General features: G+C 72.4%; 11 protein-coding genes. 5 read left to right on the top strand and 6 right to left on the bottom strand.

Translation table 11 applies throughout. The features are described from left to right. The 4 genes from WMI84_RS06395 to WMI84_RS06380 all read left to right on the top strand — a co-directional run. The coding region (locus WMI84_RS06395; protein ID WP_347351423.1) for a DUF6541 family protein at positions 1-1949 on the top strand (1949 nt) is incomplete at its 5' end. A 61-nt stretch (positions 1950-2010) separates the two neighbouring features. Continuing rightward, positions 2011-3168 (top strand): hypothetical protein, encoded by a 1158-nt coding sequence (locus WMI84_RS06390; RefSeq protein ID WP_347351422.1) that lies wholly within the window; start codon positions 2011-2013, stop codon positions 3166-3168. Positions 3169-3222: 54 nt separating this feature from the next. Next, positions 3223-4326: a glycosyltransferase gene (locus tag WMI84_RS06385; RefSeq protein WP_347351420.1), complete on the top strand. Its 1104-nt coding sequence runs from the start codon at positions 3223-3225 to the stop codon at positions 4324-4326. 73 nt (positions 4327-4399) lie between these two features. Next, positions 4400-5620 (top strand): glycosyltransferase, encoded by a 1221-nt coding sequence (locus tag WMI84_RS06380; protein ID WP_347351418.1) that lies wholly within the window; start codon positions 4400-4402, stop codon positions 5618-5620. Here WMI84_RS06380 and WMI84_RS06375 read toward each other — a convergent pair. After that, positions 5562-6521, bottom strand: a complete 960-nt coding sequence (locus WMI84_RS06375) for a glycosyltransferase family 2 protein (RefSeq protein WP_347351427.1) — start codon at positions 6519-6521, stop codon at positions 5562-5564. The two genes, WMI84_RS06380 and WMI84_RS06375, sit on opposite strands and share 59 nt — an antisense overlap. A 59-nt stretch (positions 6522-6580) precedes the next feature. Further along, positions 6581-7741, bottom strand: a complete 1161-nt coding sequence (locus WMI84_RS06370; RefSeq protein WP_347351416.1) for an acyl-CoA dehydrogenase family protein — start codon at positions 7739-7741, stop codon at positions 6581-6583. A 151-nt stretch (positions 7742-7892) separates the two neighbouring features. Between WMI84_RS06370 and WMI84_RS06365 the strand changes: the two genes are divergently transcribed. Next, positions 7893-9365, top strand: a complete 1473-nt coding sequence (locus WMI84_RS06365; RefSeq protein ID WP_347351415.1) for a hypothetical protein — start codon at positions 7893-7895, stop codon at positions 9363-9365. A 62-nt stretch (positions 9366-9427) separates the two neighbouring features. Here the strand turns inward: WMI84_RS06365 and WMI84_RS06360 are convergent, their stop codons facing one another. The 4 genes from WMI84_RS06360 to WMI84_RS06345 are packed head-to-tail and all read right to left on the bottom strand — an operon-like array spanning position 9428 to position 13471. Further along, a complete protein-coding gene (locus tag WMI84_RS06360; protein ID WP_347351413.1) occupies positions 9428-10432 on the bottom strand; it encodes a Gfo/Idh/MocA family oxidoreductase in 1005 nt (334 codons plus the stop codon). Then, entirely contained in the window at positions 10432-11520 is a 1089-nt protein-coding gene (locus WMI84_RS06355; RefSeq protein ID WP_347351411.1) for a DegT/DnrJ/EryC1/StrS family aminotransferase, read from the bottom strand. The genes WMI84_RS06360 and WMI84_RS06355 overlap by 1 nt, the downstream gene beginning before the upstream one ends. Beyond that, complete coding sequence (locus WMI84_RS06350) at positions 11517-12113, bottom strand: acyltransferase (RefSeq protein ID WP_347351410.1); 597 nt, start codon at positions 12111-12113, stop codon at positions 11517-11519. Before WMI84_RS06350 ends, WMI84_RS06355 begins: the two co-directional genes overlap by 4 nt. Further along, entirely contained in the window at positions 12110-13471 is a 1362-nt protein-coding gene (locus tag WMI84_RS06345) for a nucleotide sugar dehydrogenase (protein ID WP_347351409.1), read from the bottom strand. Before WMI84_RS06345 ends, WMI84_RS06350 begins: the two co-directional genes overlap by 4 nt. Positions 13472-13546: the final 75 nt, after the last annotated feature.

Below are 13546 nucleotides of genomic sequence, written 5' to 3'. Positions count from 1 at the left end.
TGGGCATACTCATCCCCGGCTCGACGACCTGGCTCGAGGCGGTCCCAGTGTTCGTGGTGGCCGTCGCCCTGCTCTTCGTGCCGGGTACCGTGGCGGCGCTCGCGGCCCGGCTCAGGCCGCTGGCCGCTGCCACGGTCGGCCCGGTCCTGACCACGACCTTCCTGACCACCTCGGGCGTGGTGTGCGCCGCCCTCGGGATCGCCTGGACCGGGCCGGTCCTGGTCGTCAGCCTCACGGTCTGCGTCGTCCTGGTCGGCGGCGTCGGACGCTGGCTCGCCCGACGCGGGACACTCCCGGACGGCGGCCCGCTGGTCTTCTCGCTGGTCGGGGTAGCCGTCGCCCTGGCCCTGGTGCTGCTGTCGATCCGCACCCAGCTCGAGACGCCGGAGGCGATCCCGCAGCACCCCGACACGATCTTCCACCTCGGTGCCGCCCAGTGGATGCTGCAGCACCGCGACATCTCGGTGCTGCACGCGGCGGGGTTCTCGTCATCGAGCGGCACGGGCTTCTACCCGGCGGCCTTCCACACCTTCACGGCCAGCACCGCGCTGCTCAGCGGCAGCTCGGTCGTGGTCGCCACCACGGTCTTCGTGCTGGCGGTCGTCGGGCTCGCTTGGCCACTGGCCTGCATCGGCCTGGCGATGTCGGTGCTGGGGCGCCGCCCGACCGTGGCCCTGGCGGCCGGGGTCGGCTCGGCCTGCTTCACCGGTTTTCCCTACCTGCTCATGGGTTTCGGGGTGCTGTGGCCCAACCTCTTCGGCGGTGCCCTGCTGCCGGCCGCGCTCCTACTGTTCGTCTCGGTCCTCGGCTCCCGAGCCAGACCCCCGTTCACCGCCGCGCCGCGCCGCACCGCGACCCTGCTGCTCGGTGTGTCTTTGCCGGGCCTGGCGCTGGCCCACCCCAACGCGTTCGTCGCGCTGTGCGTCTTCGTGGCCCTCATCGTGCTCGGCCGGGCGCTGGCCCGCGCCTGGATCCACCGCAGCGAGCGGCGGACCCTGGCCGGCAGCCTCGGGGTCGTCGTCGCGGTCCTGCTCGTCGCAGCCGCCGGGCTGGCGCTACGACCGAGGTCGATGTTCGACACCGGGGAGGCCGGGCCGGAGGAGAGCGCCTCCCGGGCGTGGCACGACCTTCTCCTGTTCGCGCCGCGCGACACCAAGGCCCTGCCGATGCTCGCGGTCATCGTCCTGGTCGGCGTCCTCGTCATCCTCGTGCGGCACCGCGGCGGCCGTTGGGTCGTGTCCGGGCTGGTGGTCTTCCTCGCCCTCTTCTGGCTCAACGTGGCCGTAGACTCGCCCGCGGTCCGACTGTTCACCTGGCCCTGGTACAACAACTCGGTCCGTCTGCAGTCGGTCGCGATCCTGCCTGCCGTCATCGCGGCCACCGCGGCGTTCGTCGCAGTCGGCGACCTCGCCGGATGGCTGCACCGACATCGCGACACGAGCCTGCTCACGACGGGTGCCGCCCTGCTGGCCTTCCTCGCGGTCACCCACGGGTACGTCGGCGCACACGAGCACATCCTGCACCGCTACTTCCACCCGGAGCCCGCGGACTCCTGGGTGAGCGACCAGGAGCTGCACTCCCTGCGGGCCCTGTCCGCCTACCTGCCGCCCGACGCGGTCGTGGCCGCGAACCCGTGGAACGGCGCAACATACCTCTACATAGTCAGTGGCCGGCGGCTGCTCATCCCGACCGAGAAGGCCGACACCGACGCGGACCGGCAGCTGCTGGCGCAACGCCTCGACGAGGTGGGCACCGACCCTGCAGTGTGCGCGGCCGCCGAGCGCCAAGGGGTAAGCTGGGCGATCACGGGCGGAGAGCCCTTCTCGTGGGCGAAGGGTCGCGAGAAGCTGTACGCCGGCATCGACGGCGTCGGCGCCTCCCCGGCGTGGCGCCGCGTCGCCACCGCCGCCCCCTACACGCTCTACGAACGAGTCGCCTGCGCCCGGTGAGCCGCCAGCGCAGGGCGATCGCGCAGGGTCGATCGCGCAGGGGTGGCTATACTCGCCGTCTGTGCCGCGCGCCCGCATCCTCAGCATCTCGCTGTCACCCCTCACCCGTGACGCCCGGGTCCTGCGCCAGCTGAGGGTGCTGGCCAGGCACGGGGACGTCACGACGGTGGGATACGGGCCGGCACCGGACGGCACGGCGGGTCACCTTCGGGTCGACGACGGCGCTCCATCGCTGCCTCGGTCCGTGGGTGGCGTGCTCGGTCTGGCGCTGCGTCGGCATCGCCGGGTCGAGCTCGCGGCTCGTGGCCTGCGACAGGCGCGGGACCTCGTCGGAGACGCCCGGTTTGACCTGGTGGTGGCCAACGACGCGCGTGCCCTGCCGCTCGCCTTCGCGGTCGCGCACGGGGCTCCGACCTGGGCGGACATGCACGAGTGGGCGGCCGAGGAGTTCTCGCACGTCCTCGTCTGGCGGACGTTGATAGGTCCGCTCATGGACGACATCTGCCGTCGGTACCTCCCGGGCTGCGGCGCGGTCACGACCGTGTGTGAACCGCTCGCGCTGCGTTACACGGACACGTATGGCGTCGCCTGCGAAGTCGTCCGCAACGCCGGTCCGTACCGCGACCTGGCGCCGACCCCCCTCGACGACGCCGGAGTGCGCCTGGTCCACAGCGGCGCCGCGATCCGGGGCCGCAACCTCGAGATGCTCATCCGCTCGACCCTGGCACTCCCCCGGTTCACCCTCGACCTCTACCTCGTGCCCGCGGCCGACGGCGGCCGCTACCTTCGCGAGCTGCACGAGCTGGCACAAGGCTCCGAGCGGGTCCGCTTCCACGACCCGGTGCCGCCGGACGAGCTTCCGGCCACGCTCAACGCCTACGACGTCGGGGCGTTCTGCATGCCCCCCATCAACGTCAACGCCGAGTTCGCCCTGCCGAACAAGTTCTTCGACTTCGTCCAGGCACGGCTGGCCCAAGCCGTCGGCCCCTCGCCCGAGATGGCCCGCCTCGTGCGGGACCTCGACCTGGGGGTGGTCGCCGACGACTTCACCCAGGAGGCCTTCACCGCCGCTCTGGACCACCTCGACGCCGACCGCATCCGCCGGAGCAAGAAGGCTGCCGACACGCATGCCCGGGCGCTGAGCGACGAGACGGATGCCGCGGTCATGGCCGGCATCGTCGAGCGCCTCCTGGCCGGACCGTCGACGACCCGGGCTTGAGGTGAGCGTGTCACCGCGAGCGACACCGGGCGCGGCCGGGGGAGGTGTCCCGCAGTGAGGATCGCCCTGTCCAAGAGCACCCTGCTGGTGCCGCCGACCTATTTCGCGCTGGCGCACGCCGTCGCGTTGCGGGACGAGTTCGACTTCCGCTTCTTCACGCTGGCGGCGATGGTCACCGACCGGACGGTGGGCGTGCCGGTCGACGACTTCGTGCCGGTGCGCAGGATGGCGTTCCGCTGGCGGGAACGGCTCATTCCGGCTGCGATGCCCGTCATGGCCCGGGCGATCGTGCGATACCGCCCGAGCGTCATCCACCAGCACTTCGCGACGTGGTCCTGGCCGGCCGTGCGGGCCGCGCACACCGCCGGCGTACCGCTACTGACCACCCTGCACGGGGCGGACGTGTTCACGGCCACGCGGGCCGCGGACACCGCGATGCGCCGCTGGCACCACCACAACATCCGGCTCGCGTGCGAGCAGGCCACCCTGATGCTGGCCGTCAGCAGCTACCTCGCGGACGTTGCGGTGACGGCGGGCTTCCCGAGTGACAGGCTGCAGGTGCACTACCAGGGCATCGACACGGACCTGTTCACCCCCGGCGCGGGGCCGGAGCCGGCCCGAGTGCTCTTCGTCGGGTCCCTGAGCGAGCACAAGGGCATCCGCGACCTGGTCCGCGCCTCCACCCGGCTGCGCGAGCAGGTCCCGCACGAGCTCGTCGTCATCGGCGACGGACCGCTGGCCGGTGGCCTGGCCCGAGCGGCCCGCGACCTGCCCCACGTCACGATGTGCGGTCAGCTGGACCGTGCGGGCGTGCTCGATCAGATGCGACGGGCCTCGGTCATGGTCGTGCCCAGCAAGGAGTCCGGCGGACGTCGCGAAGCGGCCGGGCTCGTGCTGCTGGAGGCCCAGTCCTGCGGTACCCCGGTGGTCGCATACGCGAGCGGCGGGATGCCGGAGATGGTCGATCCCGAGAGCGGCCTGCTGGTGCCCGAGGGCGACGTCGACGCCTTGACCCACGCGATGAGCGTGATGCTGTCCTCCGACGACCTTGCCCGGGCCGAGCGAGGAGCCTCGGCCCGCCGGTTCGTGATTCGGGAACGGAGCCTGGCCCGCAGCGCTCGTGAGCTCTCCGGGTACTACCGCCTGCTGGCGAGCTGACTCGCGAGGAGCACTCGATCCTGCGCCGCGACAGCCCCGGAGCGACCGGTCCCGGCTGGTAACCTCGGCGGCAATGTCGGCCACACGCGTCACGATCGCCAGTCGCATCTTCCCTCCCGAGCCCGGCGCAGCGGCATACCGGCTCGGCTCGCTGGCACGACGGCTGGCACGCCACGGGGCCGAGGTCGAAGTCCTGACCACCACCCCCCCGCGCGGGGTCCCCGAGGGATGGGGAGCGGACGGCATACGGCTGCGCCGCTGGCCAGTGCTGCGCGACCGCGGCGGCAACGTGCGCGGCTACCTCCAGTACGCGAGCTTCGACGTGCCCCTGCTGGCGCGACTGCTGCTCTCGCGCCGACCCGACGTCGTCGTGGTGGAGCCACCCCCGACGACCGGGGCTGTCGTCCGCATCGTCGGTGCGCTGCGCCGGGTCCCGTACGCCTACTACGCGGGCGACATCTCGTCCACCGCCGCTGCGGGCATCGGTGTTCCGAGACCCGTGGTCGTCGCGCTGCGCGCCCTCGAGCGTTGGGCCATGCGTGGCGCCGCGGTCGTCCTGACCGTGTCCACCGGCGTCGCCGACGACGTGCGACAGCTGGTGGGCGCCGGCCACCGCGTCGTGGTGGTAGGCACCGGCGTTGACACCGACACGTTCCGACCGCTGCCGCACGACGGGTCGACGCCGACCTTCGTCTACGCCGGCACCATGTCGGAGCTGCAGGGCGCGGAGGTGTTCGTCCGCGCCTTCGGCCAGATCGCCGCGGAGCGGCCCGACGCCCGGCTGCGGATGTACGGACAGGGGGTGCAGACCGGTCGGCTGAACCAGCTGGCCGACGCGGTCGCTCCCGGACAGGTGAGCTTCCCCGGTCGGGTCCCGGGCGAGGTCATTGCGGCGGAGCTGAGCCGAGCCAGCGCGGGCCTCGCCTCGCTGCGTCCCGGCATGGGCTACGACTACGCCTACCCGACCAAGATGTTCGCGGTCACGGCGTGCGGCACCCCGGTCATCTACGCCGGCCCCGGGCCGGGGCACGAGCTGGTCCGGGCCCACGGGCTGGGCTGGGCCTGTACGTGGTCACCGGACGAGGTCGCGGAGGCGATGCGCGCCGCGCTCCGGCGCACCACCAGCAGCGAGGAGTCCGACCGGCTCGCGGCCTGGACCCGCGCGTCCGCCAGCCAGGACTCCGTGGCCGACAAGGCTGCGACGGCGGTCCTCGGGGCCGCCGCGGCCCGCGGGGTCAACGCGCCAACCGGCGAGGACTGGACAGGAAGCCGACCCCCCAGGCCCAGTGCATAGTGGCCAGCACCATGGGGGCCAGCGCCTTCGTCCGGATGCTCTGGCCGCCGGTGATGGACAGCCCGCCGACGGTGACAGCCGTCGCATACGCGGCCGGCACCAGCCACGCCGGTCGCCACCGCGCGCCCGCGACCAGCGCCACGGCCGTGCCGAGCACCATGGTGGGCGCCGCCAGGTAGCGCAGGTTGATGGTGCCCTCGTGGTGCCGCGCGACGACCCGCCGCCAGCGGCCGTAGTGGAAGTACTGCCTGGCCAGGGCGGCGAAGGTGCTCCGGGGACGATAGGTGACCTTGAGCTCGGGGGTGAACCACACCCTGCCGCCGGCCTGCCGGATGCGGTGGTTCATCTCCCAGTCCTGTGCCCGGGCGAAGTGCGGGTCGTACCCGCCCACCCGTTCGAGGATCTCGCGTCGGAACACCCCGAGGTAGACGGTCTCGGACTCCCCCGTCTGCCCCCCGAGGTGGAACGCCGAGCTGCCCACCCCGATCCGGCTGCGCATGGCGCAGGCCACGGCGCGCTCGAAGTCGTCGGTGCCCCGGGCGTCCATGATGCCGCCCACGTTGTCGGCCCCGACCCGGATCAGCTCGCGCACGGCCGTCGAGACGTAGTCGGTCGGGATCTCCGCATGGCCGTCCACCCGCACGACGACCTCGCCGGTCGATGCCGCGATGGCGGCATTGAGCCCGTCGGGGGTGCGACCGGTCGGGTTGGCGACCAGCCGGACGCGCGCGTCCGCGGCGGCCAGGCGGCCCGCCACCTCGTCCGTCCGGTCGCGGGACGGGCCGAGCGCGAGGACCACCTCGAGCGAGCCCGCGTAGTCCTGCGCGAGGATCAAGTGCACGGCGTCGGCCAGGTGACGCTCCTCGTCGAGGATCGGGAGTATGACGCTCACCGCGGGCAGCGCCGACCGGTCCCCGGTCACGGGCCGGTCGGCCGCCTCGCCCACCCCCGGTGCCCGGCTCACTTCAGCAGCGCACGGGCCATCACGATGCGCTGGACCTGGTTGGTGCCCTCGTAGATCTGGGTGATCTTGGCGTCGCGCAGCATCCGCTCGAGGGGGAAGTCCTGCGTGTAGCCGGCCCCGCCGAGCAGCTGGACCGCGTCGGTGGTGACCCGCATCGCCACATCCGACGCATAGCACTTGGCCGCCGCACCGAAGAAGGACAGGTCCTTGTCCTGGCGCTCGGACTTGGCAGCGGCCACGTACACCATCTGCCTGGCAGCCTCGAGCTCCATCGCCATGTCGGCCAGCATGAACTGGACGCCCTGGAAGTCGGCGATGTGCTTGCCGAACTGCTTGCGCTCCTTGACGTAGGCCAGCGCCCCGTCGAGCGCCCCCTGCGCGATGCCCACCGCCTGCGCCCCGATGGTGACGCGAGTGTGGTCGAGCGTGCGCAGGGCGATCTTCAGCCCGTCGCCGAGCGCCCCGACGAGCCGGTCCCCCGGGATCTTCACGTGGTCGAAGTGCAGCTCTCGCGTCGGGCTGCCCTTGATGCCGAGCTTGCGCTCCTTCTCACCGAAGGTGAACCCGGCGTCGGACTTCTCCACGACGAAGGCGCTGACGTTGCTGCCGCGTTTGCCGTCCGGATCGGTCACCGCGAGGACGGTGTAGTACTCGGACACGCCCGCGTTGGTGATCCACGACTTCTGTCCGTTCAGTACCCAGTCGTCACCGTCCGGGGTCGCCCGGCACTTCATCGAGGCGGTGTCCGAGCCCGCCTCCCGCTCGGACAGGCCGTAGGAGAAGGCCACCTTGCCGGCGGCCAGCGGCGGCAGGTAGCGCTTCTTGACGTCCTCGCTCGCGGCCAGGATCAGCGGCATCGAGCCGAGCTTGTTGACCGCGGGGATCAGCGAGCTGGAGGCACAGACGCGCGCGACCTCCTCGATGACGATGCAGGTGGCCAAGGCGTCGGCGCCGACCCCGCCGTACTCCTCGGGGACGTGGGGCGCGAAGAAGTCCGCGGCGACGAGCGCCTCGTGCGCCTCCTGGGGGTAGCGGGCCTTCTCGTCGACCTCCGCAGCGAACGGTGCGATCTTGTCCTCGGCCACCGCGCGCACTGCCTCGCGCAGGGTCTCGTGGTCCTCGGACGTCCGGAACAGGTCGAAGTCGGGGTTGCTCACGACACGATGCTACCGGCGACCACAAGACCCGACACCTGCAGCGAGCGACGTCGCCAGGGCCCGACGGTAGGGTCGCCGACGTGAGGATCCGCAGCATCGTCGAGGTTCGTCCGCGGCCGGTCGTTGCGGGCGCCTACCGGGCGGCTCGCCGGTGACCGGATCCGACCGCGCTCGCCTGATCCGGCCGGTCCGGCTCGACGAACCCACGCACGGCTCCATCACCACCCGCGGCCTGCTCGGACTGACCGGCGTCGCCTCACAGGGGCTCCTGCGGTTCGTCACGAACGCCTTGGTCGGCCGTCTGGCGGGGACCGTGGCCCTGGGCATCGTCCAGAGCGCCATCTCGCTCGGCACCCTGCTGGCCCTGATGTGGCCCACCAGCACCGGCAGCGCGGCCTCGAAGTACCTCGCCCTGGCGCGGGGGGCCGGCGACCAGGAGCAGGTCCGGGCGGTGGCCGGCCACCTGTCGCGCCGTACCGTGCAGGCCGCCGTCGTCCTCGCCCTGAGCGCCGTCCCGCTCTGGATGGCGTTGCACGGCGCCGACCTCGTGGGTGGGTTGCTGCTGGCCGTGTGGGTGGCCGGTTTCTCGGTCTACAGCTACACCCGCGGCGTCCTGTTCGGCGTCGGCCAGGTGCATCGCGCCACGTTGTGGGACGTGGCCTCCACCGTGACCGGGCTCGCGGCGCTCGTGGTCGTGCTGGCGACCGGCGCTCGCGGCCTGTGGCTGCTGCTGCCCATGGCGCTGTCGTATGCCGCCTACGCCGCGGGCGGCTGGCCGCACGGCGCCAGGGGCGGGCTGGACCGTCGCCTGCGAAGCGAGATCGACCGTTTCGTGACCGTCGGCACGATGGGCACACTGGCCAGCAGCGGCTTTGTGCAGCTGTCCGTCGTCGCCGCCACCAGGGTCGCCTCCAGGGAGGACACCGGCTACTACGCAGCGGCGCTGACGCTGGCCACGCCGTCCTCACTCATCGCGGCCGCGCTGAGCCTCGTGCTCTTCCCCACCATGGCGGAGGCGTGGGGCCGCGGCGACGAGGCTGCCTTCCGGCGGCAGACGGACCTGGCCACCCGCAGCCTGGTCGTCGCGATGGTCGGTGTCCTCGGCGTGCTGGCGCTGCTCAGCCGGCTGGTCGTCCAGCTGGTCTGGCCGCCCGACTTCGCGCCTGCGGCGGACCTGCTCGCGGTCCTGCTCGCCGCCGTCCTGATGACCACGGTCGGGGTCGGCGCCGTGAACGCGCTCAACACCTCCACCCCGCGGGGGATCTACGTCTCGAGCGGCGCCAGCCTGCTCGGCATGCTCGTCGGAGTCGCCGCCTGGTTCGTGCTGCCCGCCCGGCTGGGGATCATGGGCGTCGCCGTCGGCTACCTGCTCGGCACCACCCTCGTGGGGGGCGTCCCGCTCGTGGTCGTCTGGGTGACGCGGCGCCACCGGTGGACCATGCTGGCGGTGCGGTTCGTCGGCGCCGCAGCACTCGTCGCCTGGGCCGTGTGGTGGTCCAGGTCGCAGCCGGCCGCCACGCAGCTGCTCGTCACGGTGGCGTTCGCCCTCGGGTGGGCGGCACTGAGCTGGAAGGACATCCGGACCGCCCTCGAGGTCCTGGGGTTGCGCGCCCGTCGGCCGTGACGCGGCCGGACCGTACGGCATGGGTCGTCACGGCCACCCGATGTCACGGCGTCCCGACGAGGTCAGCCGCCCACGAGACCGGTCAGGTCCACGACGTTGCCGGTCTCGGCCGAGGTGATCATCGCCTCGGCGACCAGCACGGTGTTGTGGCCCTCGCGCATGGTCACGATGTCGGCCTGCCTGCCCAGCACGGCATCGCGGAACTGCTCGTGCTCCACGCGCAACGGCTCGGGTTTGGCGATCGCGTAGCGGACGACGTCACCCTCCGTGACGCCGCGGAACTGGGCCAGCTCGTCCCGGGTCACCGGGACCGAGCCGTTGGCGAAGAAGGTCAGGTCGGCGGTCAGGGTGTCGGCCACGAAGGCGCCCTTCTCGCCGGTGATCGTGGTGACCCGTTCCTTCAGCGGTGAGAGCCAGTTGACCAGGTGGTTGGTGACGGTGCCGTCGGCCAGCAGGCCGGTGGCCGCGACCAGGTCCTCGTGCCGGCGACCACTCTTGAGGGCGGTGTTGGCGCTGACCCGCCGGAACGGCTGCTGGGTGACCCAGGCGGTCAGGTCGATGTCGTGGGTGGCCAGGTCCTTGACGACGCCGACGTCGGCGATGCGGGCCGGGAACGGGCCCTGCCGACGGGTCGCCACCTGGTAGACCCGCCCGAGATCGCCGGCCGCGATCCGGGCACGGGCCTGCTGCAACGCGGGGTTGTAGCGCTCGATGTGCCCGACCGCGCCGACCAGGCCGGCCGCCTCGAACGCCGCCACGAGCCGCTGCGAGGCGGGCCCGTCCTGGGCCAGCGGCTTCTCGATCAGCGCAGGCACCCCGGCCTCGGCCAGGGCCAGCCCGATCGGCTCGTGCAGGGCGGTCGGCACCGCGACGACGCAGTAGTCCAGGCCCTTGCCGACCAGCTCCTCGATGGTCGCGAGCACGGGCCGGCCGCCGGCGACGCCGTGCACGTCCCCGCCCGGGTCGGCGACCGCCACCAGGTCCACCCCCTCGAGCGAGCCGAGCACCCGCGCATGGTGGCGCCCCATCATGCCCAGCCCGATCAGGCCCGCCCGCAGGCCGGCCATCAGGCACCCGCCTTGGCCAGCGCGTTCACCGCGGCGACGATCCGCTCGAGGTCGGCCTGGGTCAGCGCAGGATGCACCGGCAGCGAGAGACACTGCGCCGCGGCACGCTCGGTCTCGGGCAGCTCGACCGGCACCGCGAACGGCGCCAGCCGGTGGTTCGGCACGGGGTAGAACATGCCCGACCCGACCTGGTACTCCGCCCGCAGCGCGGCGGCGAGGCCGTCACGGTCCTCGGGCACCCGCACGGTGTACTGGTGGTAGACGTGCACCGCGCCCTCGGCGACCGGGGGCGGCACGACCCCCTCGAGGTGCGCGCTCAGGAAGGCGGCGTTCTGCTGGCGTCGGGCGGTCCAGGCGTCGACCTTCTTCAGCTGCTCGCGGCCGATCGCCGCGTGGATGTCGGTCATGCGCATGTTGAAGCCGACGACCTCGTTGTGGTACTGCCGCTCCATGCCCTGGTTCCGGTAGAGCCGCACCAGCCGCTCGATGCCGGCGTCGGCGACCGACACCATGCCGCCCTCGCCGGAGGTCATGTTCTTGGTCGGGTAGAGCGAGAACATCGCGAAGGCCCCGAACGCGCCGACCGGCGTGCCGTGCAGGGTCGCGCCGTGGGCCTGGGCGGCGTCCTCGAAGACCTGGACCCCGTGCCGGTCGGCGGTCGCCATGATGGCGTCCATCTTCGCCGGGTGACCGTACAGGTGCACCGGCATCACCCCGACCGTGCGTTCGGTGATGGCGGCCTCGACCGCCGCCGGGGACAGGCAGAAGTCGTCGGCGTCGATGTCGGCGAAGACCGGCGTCGCCCCGGTCAGCGCCACCGAGTTGGCCGTTGCGGCGAAGGTGAACGACGGCACGATCACCTCGTCGCCCGGCTTCACCCCGCAGGAGAGCAACCCGAGCTGCAGGCCGGACGTGCCGGAGTTGACCGCCACGCAGGGCCGGTCGAGTCCGAAGTGCGCCGCGAACTCCTCCTCGAAGGCCTTGACCTCGGGTCCCTGGGCCAGCATCCCGGAACGCAGCACTCGGGTCACCGCCGCGATCTCGTCGTCGCCGATGAGGGGCTTGGCCGGTGGGATGAACTCGCTCACTGGTCGACCTCCGTAAGGGTCTCGTCGTCCTCGCGGTACCGGGCACCGGTCTGCGGGCACCGCCACAACCCGTCGCCGTCGGGCTCGAGCGGGACGCCCGCCCGGCCGACCCACCGGACCCGGCGGGCGGGGACCCCCGCGACCAGGGCGAAGTCGGGCACGTCCCGGATCACCACGGAACCGGCCGCCACGAGCGCCCACCGGCCGATCGTGACCGGGGCGACGCACACCGAGCGGGCCCCGATGGAGGCCCCCTGCCGACAGGTCACGCCGACGGCTTCCCAGTCGTCGCCGCGCTTGAGCACGCCGTCCGGGGAGACCGACCGCGGGTAGTGGTCGTTGGTGAACACGACCGCCGGGCCGACGAAGACCCCGTCCTCCAGCACCGCCGGCTCGTAGACGAGCGCGTAGTTCTGCAGCTTGCAGTTGTCGCCCATCCGCACGCCCGGCCCGACGTAGGCGCCCCGTCCCACGATGCACCCGGTACCGAGCACGGCGTCCTCGCGCACCTGGGCCAGGTGCCAGATCGCCGACCCGTCGCCGATCGAGGCGTTCTGCGCGACGTCGGCCGACGGGGCCACCCGGGCGCTCACCGGTGCGCTCCCGGCTCGGCCGCCAGCGGCTCGGCTGCGGGCGCCGTCTCGGCACGGCTGGTCTCGGCCTGGCCGACGACCAGGAAGCGGACCCCCTCGAACCGCGCCCGGTCGAGCACCTTGCGCCCGTCGACCACGACCTGGACCCCGGGCAGGTCCGCAGCCCCGATCGTGCGGTACTGCGCGTGGTCGGCCTGGACGATGGCGACGTCGGTCGGGGTGCCCAGCTCGTAGGCCTCCCAGCCGAAGCCGGCCAGCTCGTCGGGCGTGTACATCGGGTCGTGGACGCTGACCTGCGCACCGCGCTCACGCAGCACCTCCACCGTGGCGAAGACACCCGAGAACGCGGTCTCCTTGACCCCGCCACGGTAGGAGGCGCCGAGCACGGCCACCCGCCGACCGCTCAGCGACCCCAGCGCACCCTCGGCCAGACCGACCGTGTACGCCGGCATCGCCGCGTTGGCCTCGCGGGCCGCCCGCACCACCGTCGCATCCGGGTCGTTCCAGAGGTACAGCCGCGGGTAGACCGGGATGCAGTGTCCGCCGACCGCGATGCCCGGACGGTGGATGTGGCTGTACGGCTGGGAGTTGCTGGCGGCGATGACCTGGTAGATGTCGATCCCGTGCGCCGCCGCGAACCGGCCGAACTGGTTGGCGAGCCCGATGTTGACGTCGCGGTAGGTCGTCTCCGCGAGCTTGGCCAGCTCGGCCGCCTCGGCCGAACCGAGGTCCCACACGCCGTTGCCCCGCTCGAGGTCGGGTCGCGTGTCGAACTGGAGGACCTGCTCGTAGAAGTCCCGGGCCAGTGCACCGCCACGTGGCGACAGCCCGCCGACCAGCTTGGGGTAGCGCCGCAGGTCGGCGAAGACGCGGCCGGTCAGGACGCGTTCCGGTGAGAACACGAGGTCGAAGCCGTCGCCCTCGACCAGCCCGGAGCCCCGTTCGAGGCGGGGTTTCCAGCGGGTGCGCGTCGTGCCGACGGGCAGGGTCGTCTCGTAGACGACCAGGGTCTCGTTCTGCGCCCGCAGCCCGGCGGCGATGTCGTCGGTGGCCGAGTCCATCGCCGCGAAGTCCGGTCTGGCGTCGTCGTCGACGAACAGCGGCACCACGACCACGACGGCGTCGCTCTGGCTGACCGCCCCGGTCGTGTCGGTGGTTGCGGTCAACGAGCCGGAACCGACCACGCTCGCCAGGTAGTCCGCCAGGTGTGCCTCGCCCGGGAAGGGCTCGACCGCCTGGTTCACCTGCCCGACGACCCGGTCGCTGACGTCGGCCCCGATGACCTGATGGCCGGAGCGGGCGAACTGCACGGCGAGGGGCAGGCCGATCTTGCCCAGTCCAACGACGGTGATCCTCACTGTGCTCCTTAGGGCTGTCGAGGGCAGTCGGTTGATCGGCGTTCATCCTAGACCCGCCCGGCGACGTCCCCGCCG

The organism is Intrasporangium sp., assembly GCF_039812505.1.
Lineage (GTDB): Bacteria > Actinomycetota > Actinomycetes > Actinomycetales > Dermatophilaceae > Intrasporangium_A.
Note: the sequence above shows the minus strand (reverse complement) of the source record. Positions and strands in the feature narration are given on the sequence as shown.